Genomic DNA, 13,801 nt, shown 5'->3' on the forward strand with positions numbered 1-13,801 from the left:
AATCCCGCGCGCGGTGGCAGACTGCTGCAGCTTCACCGGCTCTACCGGTGCAGGTGACCAGTTCGGCCTGGCGGCACTACCTGCTATCACGCTCTTGGAGAGTGGATTCGGGATCATGTCGGTGGATACGTGATGGGATGGCGGACGCCGTAGGCGTCCCGTGAGGAGGGGCTGTGCCGACTTTGATCAGGCGGCAGGAGACGTGCGTCGAGGTCGACTTCGGCGCCTGGGCCTTGCAGGACTGGGATGACACGCAGGTGCCTGTCAGGTTCCCCGGCGCATTCGAGCAAGGCCCGTTTCTCTCCGCGCGTGAAGGTCGCTTGGACTTCACGAGTGCGGGGCACACGCACACAGCCGCTCTCACGGTTGAGGTCTGGGATGCTGAGCCGGCCGTTGCTGCTGGTCTCTGGGACGTAACGGCTGAGGCGATCGTGTATTGCTCGTCGGGCAGGCTGCGTGCGTGGAGCATGGCGGGTGGGCCTATGCCCGGCAGCATCGAGTTGTCGGATGGGCCAGGTACGTGGAGTGTGCGTGTGGTCAGTGCTGGACGTCGCCAGGTTGCTGAGCTCGCTGCCCGCGGTGTGCCGGAGGGCGTGGAGCAGTACACGGCGCAGTTCTGGCCGGAGCGGGCCCGGTAATTGTGTAGGGCGTGGAGCAACCGCCCCGAACTCCGTCTTCGAGGCTCTCACGGGTGCGCCCACGCCGGGGGCGGCCGATGCCGTCGTCGAGCAGACGCACATCGCTTTGTGCTCCCGGTCATACCTGGAGCACAAAGCCATGCAGCAAGGCGAGCTTTGCGTGTTCTGACAGGCGGTGTTGTGACACGCGAGGTGAACCGTACGGGGTTGAGTGCTGCGTCTGATCCCCAAGTGGCTGATCCGCTCCCGGTAGTTCATCGCAGGGTGAGCGGGGTCTCGGATGCGATGCGGGACAGTTTCTCCGGGTTGCGGACGAGGTAGATGCCGGTGATGCGGCCGGCCTCTACGCGGGCCGCCATGATGCCGTCCAGTTCACCGTCCAGGTGGACCTCCAGCGCCGGGCTGCCGTTGACCGTGGTGGGGCCGAAGGCGATCGGGACCGTGCTCTTGCCGAGGCCGCCGACCAAGAGGCGGGCCACTTTGTCGGCGCCGATGATCGGCCGCGGCGCAGCGTGCTTCACACCGCCGCCGTCGCCCATATAGACGACCTCAGGTGCGAGCACGTCGAGCAGGCCTTGCAGGTCGCCGCCCTCCAGCGCCCGCAGGAACGACTCCAGAGCCGCCCGCGTCTCCTTCTGGGAAACCACCGCGCGCGGGCGCCGGGCGTCCACGTGCCGGCGGGCCCGGTGCGCGATCTGGCGGACGGCTGCCGGGGTCTTGTCGACCGCCGCCGCGATCTCGTCGTAGCCGACGTCGAAGACCTCGCGCAGCACGAACACGGCCCGCTCGGTCGGGGACAAGGTTTCCAGGACGAGCATCACCGCCATCGACACACTCTCGGCGAGCTCGACGTCCTGGGCCACGTCCGGCGCGGTCAGCAGCGGTTCCGGCAGCCACGGGCCCACGTACGACTCCCTGCGCCGCGACATCGTGCGCAGTCGGTTGAGTGCCTGCCGGGTCGTGATCCGGACCAGGTACGCACGCTGGTCGCGCACCTGCTCCAGGTCGACCTCGACCCACCGCAGCCAGGTCTCCTGCAGGACGTCCTCGGAATCGGCCGCCGAGCCGAGCATCTCGTACGCGACGGTGAAGAGCAGATTGCGGTGGGCGACGAATGTCTCGGTCGCCCGGTCAATGGCGCGATCCTCACTCATGTCCTGATCATCTCCCCCTCGGCCGGCCCAGAGCTAGGAAACCCGTTCGACGAGCGGCGCTTCGGCGCTCATGGCCTCCAGCGCATTCTGGCGCCCGGCGCCTCCCTTCATGCGGTGCAGGCTGTACCCACCGGGCTTGTGCGCCTCATCGGCCAGGTGCTTCACGATGCCCTTGCACACGGCCTCCTTCATCTTCGCGCCGAGGCGACCGTCGATGTGGAACCACACCGCGGCATCGGACCTGTTGCCGAACTGGAAGATGCCGGTGCCCCGGCCCAGGCTGATGCACTGCGCTCCGAACGACTGGTTGAGGGTCTCGGGCTGCTCCCCCGCCAACCGGCTGAGCACCGTGTCGGCGGCCCGCGCACCCAGCGGCATCGCAGCCTGGCAGCTCATCCGCAGTGGCAGGCCCGACGGCGCCGCCGAGTCCCCGGCCGCGACGATGCGCTCGTCATCCACGCTCGTCAACGTCTCGTCCGTGAGCAGCCGACCCAGGGCGTCGGCGCTCAGCCCACTGCGCGCGGCCAGGTCCGGCACGCCAAAGCCGGCGGTCCAGATGGTCACCGCGCTCGGCAGCTCCCGGCCGTCAGCGAGCCGCACCGCATCACGCGTCACCACCGTCACCTTCGCGTCGGCGCCTTCCACGACCCTCACCCCGAGCGCCGCCAGCCGCCCGGCCACCGAACGCCGCCCCCGCCGGTGCAAGTACGGCCCGAGCACCCCGCCGCAGACCAGGGTCACGCTGCGGCCCTGCTCCGCCAGCTCGGCGGCGGTCTCGATGCCCGTCGGGCCGGCTCCGACCACCGTCACCGCGGCCGATGCGGGCGCGGCATCGAGGACCGGCAGCAGCCGCTGCGCCTCCTCCAGGCCAGCGATCGGGTAGGCGAACTCGGCCGCCCCGGGCACCCGCGGGTCGGCGCTGCCACTGCCCACCGCGTAGACCAGGTAGTCGTAGCCGACCGCACCACCGCTTGCCAGCTCCACACCACGCCCGGCCGCGTCGATCCGCGTCACACTGTCGACCACCAGCCGGACGCTCTCCGCCAGGACCTCCTGGTAGTCGACGACGGCGGAGCCGGTCCCGCCCACCAGCTGGTGCAGGCGGACCCGGTGGACGAAGGCCGGGCGCGGGTTGATCAGCGTCACGGTCACGTCGCCGCGCTGCGTCAGGCGATTGGCCGCCATGACACCGGCGTATCCGCCGCCGATCACAACCACATCCGTTTTCTCAGCCATGATGTCTCCCTTGTTTTCGAGCGGTTCGCGCACAAGACACCGCCTAATCGATCCCTGTGACAGCATGTGAGTCAGATCACTTCAGTGGCGTGGCCGTCTGGACGGATTCCGGCCCGACCGCCCTGACACCACCGGCGACGTCATCTGCTTGGCCAGTGCCGCCGTCAAGAAGGCGGTGAGACCGATGGCCGGCCGAGAACAGAGGCGAGGCGCCCGGTAGGGGCTCGCCCCCGGAATATCCGCGAGGCGATCACCTTGCTCGCCGTGACCGCCAACGATCTGCACCAGGCGGTGACCACGATCCCGCTGCTGGCCTACGTCATCCTCGACGGCACGCTGATCCCGATCGACCGTGCACGATCGGAAGCCGTCCTACTCCGGAAAGCACCGACGCCGCAGGATGAACGTGCAGGTGATCGCGGATGCGGCCGGAGGCCTCGCCTGGGCGTCGGCGGCACTTCCTGGCTCGGCACACGACCTGTCTGCTACGCGAACCAACGGCATCATCGCCGCGTTGACCGACGCAGACGTGATGGCCTTCGTGGACGAGGCGTATCAGGGCGCCGGCGGTTTCGTGCGTATCCCGTTCAAGCGGCACCGCTACCGGCCGAAGCTGTCGCGCCGGCAGAAGGCAGTGGACAAGGCCCACGCCCGGATCCGCTGCCGCGGCGAACGCGCCGACGCCACCCTCAAGACCTGGAAGATCGTGAGCAAGCTGCGCTGCGGCCCCTCCCGGACGACCGCAGTGGTGCAGGCCGTCCTCGTTGTCCACCGCGTCGAAGACCCGACCTGCCAAGGATGAGAGAACGCTCAGCCATGCCGACCGACCCGACCCTGGTGATGAGTTTTCGCGCCCGCAGCCGTCACACCTACGACGGGACACGACGAGGCGGAAGGATGACGTGATGAGTGCGGACACGCGGCTGGAGGAGTTGGGCGTGAGCGGGTTGGGCGAGGTCGACGAGCCGGCGTTCTCGGGGCTTGCGGAGCGGCACCGGCGGGAGCTGCACGTGCACTGCTACCGGATGCTCGGGTCGTTCGAGGACGCCGAGGACACCGTGCAGGAGACGTTCCTCCGTGCCTGGCGGCGGCGGGAGACCTTCGAGGGGCGGTCGACGTTCCGGGCCTGGCTGTACCGGATCGCCACCAACGCCTGCCTGGACCTGCTCGCCAAGTGCCGCCCGGAGCCTGCGACCGGCGGCGAGGTGCTGTGGCTGCAGCCGTACCCGGACCGGCTGCTCGACGAGCTGCCCGCGGGCGACGCGGACGAGCCCGAGACCGTCGCCGTCGCGCGGGAGACGATCGAGCTGGCCTACGTGGTCGCAGTCCAGCATCTCGCGCCGCGCCCGCGGGCCGTGCTGATCCTGCGGGACGTGCTCGGCTGGCCGGCGAAGGACGTCGCGGAGTTCCTCGGGGACTCCGTCAACTCCGTGAACAGCGCGCTGCAGCGCGCCCGCGCCGGCATGCGGGAGCACCTGCCCGCCGAGCGGCAGGACTGGACCGGCGGCGAACAGGACGCCGGGATGCGCGAGCTCGTGCGCCGCTTCACCGACGCCAGCGTGGCCACGGACATCCCGGCGCTCGCCGCGATGCTGCGGGACGACGTCCGCTGCTCGATGCCGCCCACACCGGGCCTGTACGTCGGCCGCGACGCGGTGGTGAACGACTGGATCGAGGACGGCTTCGAGGGAATGAAGGGCCTGCGCGCCGTCCCCACCTCCGTGAACCGGCAGCCCGCCGTCGCCTTCTACCTCTGGCAGAAGCAGGAGGGCGCGTACCTGCCGCTGACGATCGACGTCCTGCGCGTCACCGGCGGGGCGATCACCGAGATCGTCACCTTCCACGACGACCAGTTCCCGCGGCTCGGGCTGCCGGAGCGCCTGCCGGCGGACGGCACGGAGTAGTCCCGGTGTGGACGCTCGCGCTGCGCGGTGGCGCGCGTGTAGCGGTGGTCGCGGCCCAGTGGTACGACGCGTTCGGCGTCGTCACCCGCGGGCGGGTGCAGCTGGAGCTGCGCGACGGCGAGCCCGGGCCGGTCCTCGGACGCGACGCCGGGTTCTGGCTCCGCGGCACCGGGGTCCGCGCCCTGCGGAACCCCGGCCGTCGCACGGCGAGGGTGCGCATCGTCACCCCCAGGGCCAGGACGGTCACCTGCCGGCCAGCACGCCCGGAGCGCCAGTCACTGACGGAGGAGCGAAATGAGCAGCACGAATGACACCGGGGGCGTCGCAGGCCCATCGGGCCGGACCAACCGCGCCCACCGACTCCGCGGGCTCGCCGGCACCGGCATCATTGCCACGCTCGCAGCGATGGTGGCCACCACCCTCGCCGCTGCGCTTGCCCAGGCCATTGGCGTCGACTTCGAGGTCCCCGATGGGGGCGAGACGATCCCGTTGTCCGGGTTCGCCGTAGTGACCGGCTTGTTCTCGGTCGTGGGCGTCGTCATTGCCGCCGCTCTTCTTCGTTGGAGCGCTCGCCCCGCCGAGCGATTCGTGTGGACGGCAGTGTCGCTGACCGCGATCTCGTTGCTCCCGCCCCTCCTCGCCGGGGCAAACGCCGCCACCACTACCGCCCTCCTCGGGCTGCACCTCATCCCTGCGACGGTGATCATCCCCACCCTGGCGCGGAGCCTCCGCATCCGGACCGATTGACGAGCCCGCAAGGGGAGGGCGGAGGCCCTCTGGCCAGCAAGAAGGAGGATCGTCAAGGTCCTTGTTGCCGCCACCGTCGGAGGCACTTCTCAAACGTATCCCGCGCTCCCTTGCGTCGGCCCCGGAGTGGGTGCAGGGGCGCGCGGAGGACATGGTCAGCCCCCTGATTCGGCTCAGTGCGACGCGGACATGCGAGGCAGCCCGGCCTGTGCGGCACGACGCTGTTGGCGGATCCCCGTCGGGTGAGCTCTTCTACTTCGCCCCGCTCGTCTCGCCCGGTGTGTCACCCCGCGCACCTCCGCGGATCCCGGCAGCCCGATCTCCTGCCCTGAAGGGCAGTACCGCCTCGGTGGAACCGCCCACTGACATGTCGTCAGAAACAAGTCGGATTCTTTTCCAACCCGACGCCGCCCCCGTCCGTCTCTTGGTGCGAGCCGTCGGCGTACGCGGGACGGCCACTGTCCGATGTCGAAGTGTCAGGAGTTCAGGTGGAGTTACACGCGAGACCCGCGAGACCCGCGAGGCCGAGGCGTGCGGTCGTGGCGGCAGGGGTGGCCTCCACGGCCCTTCTGCTGGCCGGTGTTCCGGGCGGGGTGGCCCAGGGCGCGAGCGGCGCCGGTACCGTCATGACCGCCGAGGCGGCCGGTATGTCCAAGGCGCCGGGCACCGCCCAGGCGGTGAAGACAGTGACCCTCGTCACCGGTGACCGGGTCATGCTGGACGGCGCCGGAAAGGTCACCGGCGTGATGCGGGCGGAGGGCCGGGAGCGGGTGCCGTTCTCCGTCCGGGTGGTCGCCGGGCACACCCAGGTCGTGCCCGGTGATGCCGAACTACTGCTGGCACAGGGCAAGTTGGACGCCCGACTGTTCGACGTGACACAGCTGGTCGCCGATGGGTACGACGACGCAGGACGTGGCGACGTACCCCTGATCGTCACCTTCCGGGGCAAGAAGGCGCCCTCGATGACCCCGTTCACCGGGGCCGGGGCGAAGATCGGCCGGTCGCTTCCGGTCGTCAACGGCAAGTCGATACGTCCCGTGAAGAAGCGCGGCGCCGAGTTCTGGAACGCGGTGACCGGCACCGGCACCGCCGACAACGGCGACGGAACGGCGGAGTTCACCGCTTCCACCGCCGTTGAGGAGCTGTGGCTCGACGGCAGGCGCAAGGCGAGCCTGGACAAGAGCGTGCCGCAGATCGGCGCGCCCACGGCCTGGGCCGCCGGTTACGACGGCACCGGTATCAAGATCGCCGTGCTGGACACCGGCATCGACACGGCCCATCCCGACCTCGCGAGCCAAGTGATCGCCGAGCAGGACTTCTCCGGGTCCACCGGTACCGGCGACGCGTTCGGACACGGTACCCACGTGGCGTCCACCGCGGCCGGTACGGGCGCCAAGGGCGGAGGCAAGTACAAGGGTGTCGCCCCGGGGGCCAAGCTCCTGAACGGCAAGGTCCTGGCCGACGACGGCTTCGGCTCGGACTCCGGGATCATCGCGGGCATGGAGTGGGCGGTGGCCCAGGGCGCCGACGTCGTCAACCTCAGCCTCGGCGGCACGGACTTGCCGGGCATCGACCCGATGGAGGAGGCGGTCAACCGGCTCTCCGCCGAGAGCGACTCGCTCTTCGTCATCGCCGCCGGCAACGACGGCGAGTTCGGCGAACGCACGGTCGGCTCGCCCGGCAGCGCCGACTCCGCGCTCACCGTCGGCGCGGTCGACAAGGCCGACGGGCTCGCCGACTTCTCCAGCCGTGGTCCGCGCGTCGGTGACGGCGGGGTCAAGCCCGACCTGACCGCGCCCGGCGTCGCCATCACGGCCGCCGCGGCCGCCGGCAGCCTCCTGGAGGAGTGGTACCCCTCCGACATACCCGGCTACCTCACCATCGAGGGCACCTCCATGGCGACCCCGCACGTCGCGGGCGCCGCCGCGATCCTCGCCCAGCAGCATCCCGACTGGACCGGCGAGCGCATCAAGGCGGTCCTCACGGGCTCCGCGAAGCCGGGCTCGTACAGCTCCTTCCAGCAGGGCACCGGCCGTACCGACCTGGTCCGGGCGCTGGAGCAGAGCGTCGTCACCGAGCAGCAGCCGCTCGACTTCGGTGTCCAGCAGTGGCCGCACGGCGACGACGCTCCGGCGACCAAGCAGGTGACGTACCGCAATCTCGGTACCCAGCCGGTCACCCTCGACCTGTCCGTCGACGCCTTCTCGGTGGACGGCAAGCCCGCCGCCGAGGGCATGTTCGCCGTGTCGCCGCAGCAGGTCACCGTCCCGGCGGGCGGCGAGGCGAGCGCATCCGTCACCGTCGACACCCGCGCCGGCACAGCCGACGGCTCCTTCGGCGGCTCGGTGGCCGCCGTCTCGGCCGACGGCAGGGTCCAGGTGCGGACCGCTGTCGGCGTGGAGCGCGAGGTGGAGTCGTACAGCCTGACGCTCAAGCACCTCGACGAGAGCGGCGAGCCGACCGGCGACGCCGCCACCTCCGTCGCGGCCTACGACGGCGACTTCTACGAGATGTACGCCGATGAGCAGGACGGCGAGCTCACGGTGCGGCTGCCCAAGGGCGACTACACCCTCAACGGGGTGATCCACCCCTCCTTCGACTCCGCCACCCACGCCGTGCTGGTGCAGCCGAAGTTGACCCTGGACGGGGACACCACCGTCACGGTCGACGCACGGCAGGCGCGGCCGGTCGAGGTCACCGTGCCCGACGCCGCGGCCAAGAACACCGAAGCCATGGTCGACTACACCTACGACCGGGGCGAGGGCCTGCGCGCGGGCACCATGCAGTTCATCCTGCCGACCTTCCAGGGCGCGGGCTTCGGACAGCTCGGACCCGAGCCGTCCGCCGACCAGGCGTCCGCCGTGTTCGCCGGCGACTGGACCCGCGAGGACGACGAGGGCCGGCCGGTCACCTACCACCTGGCCTGGAACCGCCCCGGCAAGCTGGAGGGCTTCGCCGCCGACATCGCGCGGAAGCAGCTCGCCAAGGTCGACCTCCAGGTGGGCGTACCCGTCGAGGGCAGGCGCGTCCAGGTCGAGGTGTCGCCCCACACACCCGACGGGAGCCTGGTCTTCGGCTCCCACGACCTGCGCGGCGAACTGCCGCTGAGCACCACGGACTACGTCCTCGCCAATGACGTCAAATGGTCCTTCCGTACCTGGCAGACCAGCGGCGACGGCCGCGAAACGGTCTGGGAGAACTTCCTGATGCGGATGCCGAGGACCTGGCAGGCCGGTCAGAGCTACCGCGAGCGGTTCAACGTCGGCGTCTTCGGCCCTGTCCTGAACGGCGCCGGACACCCCGGACCGGAGGAGGGATTCCCCGGCATCGTGCGGCACGGGAACGTCATCAGGGCCTATCTGCCGCAGTTCGGCGACGGCTCCGGCCACTGGGGCATCAGCGACTACACCTCGGTGAGCAGCAAGCTGGAGGCGGACGGCAAGGAGATCCCCGACGAGTACGGCGTCCCGGTGACCGACCTCACCGAGTTCACCGTTCCCGCCCAGGACAGCGCGTACAGGCTGACCGTGGACTCCTCACGTGATCCCGCGGTGTATCCGGTCAGCACCCGTGTCCGGACGGAGTGGGCCTTCCGCTCCGCCACGACCCCGGAGGACGACATCACCGCGCTCCCGCTGTCGGTGATCCGCTTCTCGCCCGACCTGAGCCTGTCCAGCACGGCGAAGGCCGGCAAGCGGTTCACGGTGCCCTTCACCGTCGCGGGCGCGGCGGTCGGCCAGCGGCCCGCCAAGCTCGCCTTCGACGTGTCGTACGACGAGGGTGCCACCTGGCAGCCCGCCAAGACGGTCGGCGGTACCCACCTGTCGCTGACCCACCCTGCGAAGGCGGGCTCCGTCTCGCTGCGGGCCAAGCTGACCGACCGGGCCGGCAACACGGTGGTCCAGACGATCGAACGGGCCTACCTCACCATCGCCCAGTAACTCCGTACCGTCCCTGTGGGCTGAGCGGGAGTGATCCCGTTCAACCCCGGCGTACTCAAGACCCTGTTGGCGCATCCGGCTGCGGGATCTTGCGTCGGCCGCCCGAGACTTGTGTCTCGGGCGGCCGACGACGTGTCGGAGGTCGGCGACAGTGCGGGGAGCGCGGGCAGCGTTCCCGCGCCGGAGCCTGGCGATCAGGCTCCGGGATCAGTCGCCATACGGGGCATCATGTTCGGCGGCACCATTCGACCTCGCCGACGGGCGCTACCGCGTGGTGAACGCGCCTCCATTGACGTGGACAGTCTGGCCAGTGATGTGCCGGGCCCTGGCGACGCGAGGACGTATGCCGTCTGTGCGATGCCATCCACCGTACCCAGGAAGGCGACCCGGCGCCCCTGCTGCCTGAGAGTGTGGACCAGTTCACCCCTGTCCTCGGGTGAGCATGCGAAGTGCACGGTCTCGATGGCCAGGTAGTCGGTGACGGCACAGGTCGGGGTCTCGCGGTACCGGTCCCATCCCCATGCCCGTCCGACGGCGCACGGCCAACGACTCCTGATCGATCGGGTCCGGGCCGGTCGCCCCGTCGCGCACGTTGCCATGAAATGGGCGTCAATGATCGGCAAGACCTCCCCCAGGACGACCGGATACAGTGCGCGGGTCGGCAGTCTGGTTACTTGAGAAAAGGGAAAGCGTGACCGCCACCAGCGAAACCCGATCCGAGGACGGTGCGGCGCCAGCGCCCCAGCAGGGCCGGCTGCGCCGCCTGATGCGCTACATCCCTTTGATCGCTCCCGTCCTGCTGTGGACTGTGCCCTGCTGGGTGCTGCTGCACGCCGGCCAGCACTGGCCGCTCCCCGTGGCGACAGGCGGCACAGCCCTGTTCGTCCTCGGTCTGATCGCCATGCCGCTCGCGATGGTGCGCGGCCACGGCCGGCGGCAGCAGGACTGGGCGGCGATCGTCGGAGACACCCTCCTTGGAACCAGCTGGGTGCTGTTCACCTGGTCCGTCCTGCTCGGTGTCCTGCTGCGCCTCGCCCTGACCGTGGCCGGCGTAGGCGACGGTCAGGACCGCGCCCGGATCGTCACTTGGGCGGTCCTCGGCGTAGCCGCCGTGCTCCTCGCCTGGGGGTACGCCGAGGCCCGCCGGGTGCCACGGGTGCGCCAGCTCGACGTACAACTCCCGCGCCTGGGAGCCGGATTGGACGGCACCCGCGTCGTCCTCATCACCGACACCCACTACGGCCCGCTCGATCGCGCCCGCTGGTCGGCGCGGGTCTGCGCGAAGGTCAACACTCTGGAGGCCGACCTGGTCTGCCACACCGGCGACATCGCGGACGGCACGGCCGAACGCCGCCGCGCCCAGGCCGCTCCGCTCGGCACCGTGCGCGCCACCCGGGCCCGGGTCTACGTCACCGGAAACCACGAGTACTACAGCGAGGCTCAGGGCTGGGTCGACCTGATGGACGAGCTGGGCTGGGAGCCGCTGCGCAACCGTCATCTGCTGCTCGAACGCGGCGGCGACACCCTTGTGGTCGCCGGCGTGGATGACGTCACCGCCGAGTACTCCGGTCTGGCCGGCCACCGCGCCCACCTCGCCGGAGCCCTGAACGGCGCCGACCCCGACCTGCCCGTCCTGCTCCTGGCCCACCAGCCCAAGTTCGTCGACCGGGCCGCAGCAGGCGGCGTCGACCTCCAGCTCTCCGGCCACACCCACGGCGGCCAGATCTGGCCCTTCCACTACCTCGTCCGCCTCGACCAGCCCGTCGTCGCCGGCCTCAGCCGCCACGGCACCCGCACCCTCCTCTACACCAGCCGCGGCACCGGTTTCTGGGGCCCGCCGTTCCGCGTCTTCGCCCCCAGCGAGATCACCCTGCTCGTACTCCGCTCCCCGCAGCGGCCTCCCACGCCGTAACACGGAGCGGGCCGACCATCCCTCATGGACCGGTTCACCGAGTCGAAGCCTGTCTCGTCCTCCCATGCGCGGACGCCGCCGGTCGGCCACCTCATCCCAGAACGCCGTACCCAATGCTGGGCAGTTCGGCGTCGTTCGGCCACCGCGGGCAGCGCAGCGGGATCCCCGTACACCTGGACCGCCATGCAGCTTCAGATAGCGAGTCGACAACCATGCACACCCTGACCGACCGGCTGCCTTAGCAGAAGGTCAGGTGGGTCGTCCGAGCCCGGCGTGCTCATTGAGGCCGGTTTCCCCCGAGTGCTCAATCCGTTCCAGAGCGAGCCGGCCACCGGGGTCGCCGAGCTCTCCGGCGACGCCGTGACCGCCACGGCGACATGTGTCGCGCAGCAGAGCAGGGTGCAGGTCACCGGACGGGTCGGCGACACCGGGCGGGGCTCCGAGGGCAGCGGTTCGTCTACGGCGGGGGCCTGGTGATGACCAACGCCCATGTCATCGCCAGCGCGGACCGTCCGTGGATCCGCTCGGCGGACGGGGCAACGGCTGCCCGCGACCGTCGTCCTGTACGACGTGGGCACCGGCGCCGCGGTGCTACGCGTGCGTGCCCGGGCTGAATGCCACGGCCTGCTCCCTCGCCGAGGCGACGCGAGGCGACGCGAGGCGAGGCAGCTCCGCCGTGGCCGCCGGATACCCGCAACGGCGGCCTCGGCCTGCGGGCCGCGACGGTGGCGACCCGATGGACGCCGCCGGCTTCGATGTCTACGAGTTCTCGGTCACCCCACCGACGTCTACCAGATCCGCTCTCCCGCCCGCCCCGGCAACTGGCCTACCTCTGATGACCACGGACGGGCAGGTGTACGGGATGGTCTGCGCCCGCTCGGCCACTCACCCGGACACGGGGTACGCCCTGGCTGCCGATCACCTGCGCACAGTCGCCGCCCAAGGCGCCTGGGCCGACGCCCCGGTCCAGACACGGCCGTGTCCGGGTAGCCGTCGCATCGCGCCCGGTAAAGCGCTGGACCGGCCCGCTCCCACGGTCGCCTCGGAGCGCCGACCGGCCGTCCCGGAGCGACAGGTGCCCGCCGCCATGCGGCCGGGGAACCGGCGAGCTCGCAGGGCGTTGTGGTGGGCGGCGTGCCTGATCTGCGGCGGCTTCGTGGGCCTTGTCCTCGCCATCGTCGGCACGCTGCGCGGGCGGGCGCCGTCCCGGCTGCGGCGCGGTGTGGCCGCCCCAGCCGCGAGCCGGTCTCCGGAGCGGCCCTGCTCTACGGCGTCGGCAAGGGCGGCGAGGTGCGTCAGGGCGACAATGGGACGACCGCTGCGGTCCTGGACGACGGAGTCGTCCGCGCCGGCACCATGTCCGGCACGGTCTTCCTGACCGACCAGCGCATGGAGGTGGACTCGCCGCGCACGCAGCGCCTGGCGGAACACGAGGCCCGGCACGCCGACCAGTGGGCGGCCGTCTCGCTCGCCGGCGGGCCTGCCGCCTTCCCCGCGCTGTATGCCCTCGACGAGGTGTTCTTCCCCGGTTCGTTCAACCACTTCGAACGTCAGGCCGGTCTCGATGGCGGCGGCTACGACACACCGTCGGACTGCCCATCCGACGCCGGCCAGCTCGCCCTTGTCTCCCTCGGGCTGGTCGCAGGCTCGCCCCTGGTCGCCCGGCGCAGGCTCCGCGGCCCGAATCCGGCTTCGACAGAGGCACGGCGGCGGCCGCGCTCATCCTCGTACCGCTGACCACTGCCGCGCTGCCGCGCTGCCGCGCAGGTCGGCAACACGGCACTCCACGGGGCGCCGTGAGGTCCTGAGTGAGCCCCGGATGCGTGATGGATGGGCCGGGGCTACTGGTCGCGGGTGCGGCGGCCGTTGTACTGCTGGTCGGTGACCGGCTCGGCCCACGTGGTCTCGGGGGTGCCGTCGCCTGTGCCCTCCCACAGGGCGATGTGCTCCATGAACCGGTCCTGGGCGGCGCCGTGCCAGTGCTCCTCGTTCGGCGGACACGCCACGGTCTCGCCGGGGTGGGCCTCGAAGACGGTGCCGTCCCGGGTGCCGATCAGGGCGATGCCGGAAACGACGTGCAGGGTCTGGCCCAGGGCGTGGGAGTGCCAGTTGGTGCGGGCGCCCGGTGAGAAGCGGACCAGGTTGGCGCGCATCCGGGAGGGCTCCTGGCCGGCCACGATGACGTCCCACCACACGTCGCCGGTGAACCAGTCCGCCGGGGCCTTGCTGCTGGGCTGCTGCTTGATGAATTCCATGGTGTCTCTCAGCT

Annotated in this window: 10 protein-coding genes and 1 pseudogene; 8 read left to right on the top strand and 3 right to left on the bottom strand. The window is 70.8% G+C overall.

Going from position 1 to position 13,801, the window contains the following annotated elements; genetic code table 11:
• Window positions 1-892: 892 nt before the first annotated feature.
• Window positions 893-1,792, bottom strand: a complete 900-nt coding sequence (locus OG252_RS01760; protein ID WP_329333138.1) for an RNA polymerase sigma-70 factor — start codon at window positions 1,790-1,792, stop codon at window positions 893-895.
• Between the two features lie 33 nt (window positions 1,793-1,825).
• Window positions 1,826-3,028 carry an NAD(P)/FAD-dependent oxidoreductase gene (locus OG252_RS01765; protein ID WP_329345058.1) on the bottom strand — a complete coding sequence of 401 codons (1,203 nt, stop codon included), beginning with the start codon at window positions 3,026-3,028 and terminating at the stop codon, window positions 1,826-1,828.
• Window positions 3,029-3,259: 231 nt separating this feature from the next.
• On the opposite strand from OG252_RS01765, the pseudogene OG252_RS01770 reads away from it, so the two are divergent.
• The 8 genes and pseudogenes from OG252_RS01770 to OG252_RS01805 form a co-directional block, all read left to right on the top strand.
• Window positions 3,260-3,830: pseudogene (locus OG252_RS01770) on the top strand (transposase family protein); the annotation flags it as partial.
• 103 nt (window positions 3,831-3,933) lie between these two features.
• Complete coding sequence (locus OG252_RS01775) at window positions 3,934-4,932, top strand: RNA polymerase subunit sigma-70 (RefSeq protein WP_266452493.1); 999 nt, start codon at window positions 3,934-3,936, stop codon at window positions 4,930-4,932.
• A 5-nt stretch (window positions 4,933-4,937) separates the two neighbouring features.
• Window positions 4,938-5,243, top strand: a complete 306-nt coding sequence (locus OG252_RS01780; RefSeq protein ID WP_329333141.1) for a hypothetical protein — start codon at window positions 4,938-4,940, stop codon at window positions 5,241-5,243.
• Entirely contained in the window at window positions 5,227-5,679 is a 453-nt protein-coding gene (locus OG252_RS01785; protein ID WP_329333143.1) for a DUF6069 family protein, read from the top strand. Before OG252_RS01780 ends, OG252_RS01785 begins: the two co-directional genes overlap by 17 nt.
• Window positions 5,680-6,218: 539 nt before the next feature.
• Window positions 6,219-9,620 (top strand): S8 family peptidase, encoded by a 3,402-nt coding sequence (locus OG252_RS01790; RefSeq protein ID WP_329333145.1) that lies wholly within the window; start codon window positions 6,219-6,221, stop codon window positions 9,618-9,620.
• A 691-nt stretch (window positions 9,621-10,311) separates the two neighbouring features.
• Window positions 10,312-11,532: a metallophosphoesterase gene (locus tag OG252_RS01795; RefSeq protein WP_329333147.1), complete on the top strand. Its 1,221-nt coding sequence runs from the start codon at window positions 10,312-10,314 to the stop codon at window positions 11,530-11,532.
• Window positions 11,533-11,805: 273 nt separating this feature from the next.
• A complete protein-coding gene (locus OG252_RS01800) occupies window positions 11,806-12,009 on the top strand; it encodes a hypothetical protein (RefSeq protein ID WP_329333149.1) in 204 nt (67 codons plus the stop codon).
• Window positions 12,010-12,666: 657 nt separating this feature from the next.
• Complete coding sequence (locus tag OG252_RS01805) at window positions 12,667-13,269, top strand: hypothetical protein (RefSeq protein ID WP_329333151.1); 603 nt, start codon at window positions 12,667-12,669, stop codon at window positions 13,267-13,269.
• 104 nt (window positions 13,270-13,373) lie between these two features.
• Here the strand turns inward: OG252_RS01805 and OG252_RS01810 are convergent, their stop codons facing one another.
• Window positions 13,374-13,787, bottom strand: a complete 414-nt coding sequence (locus OG252_RS01810) for a (R)-mandelonitrile lyase (RefSeq protein WP_266452485.1) — start codon at window positions 13,785-13,787, stop codon at window positions 13,374-13,376.
• Window positions 13,788-13,801: the final 14 nt, after the last annotated feature.

The sequence above is a fragment of the Streptomyces sp. NBC_01352 genome, assembly GCF_036237295.1.
GTDB lineage: Bacteria > Actinomycetota > Actinomycetes > Streptomycetales > Streptomycetaceae > Streptomyces > Streptomyces plumbiresistens.

Excerpts from the sequence above, each read along its gene's own strand:
- OG252_RS01760 (WP_329333138.1), bottom strand. The coding sequence starts at position 1,792 with ATGAGTGAGGATCGCGCCATTGACCGGGCGACCGAGACATTCGTCGCC.
- OG252_RS01765 (WP_329345058.1), bottom strand. The coding sequence starts at position 3,028 with ATGGCTGAGAAAACGGATGTGGTTGTGATCGGCGGCGGATACGCCGGT.
- OG252_RS01775 (WP_266452493.1), top strand. The coding sequence starts at position 3,934 with ATGAGTGCGGACACGCGGCTGGAGGAGTTGGGCGTGAGCGGGTTGGGC.
- OG252_RS01785 (WP_329333143.1), top strand. The coding sequence starts at position 5,227 with ATGAGCAGCACGAATGACACCGGGGGCGTCGCAGGCCCATCGGGCCGG.
- OG252_RS01810 (WP_266452485.1), bottom strand. The coding sequence starts at position 13,787 with ATGGAATTCATCAAGCAGCAGCCCAGCAGCAAGGCCCCGGCGGACTGG.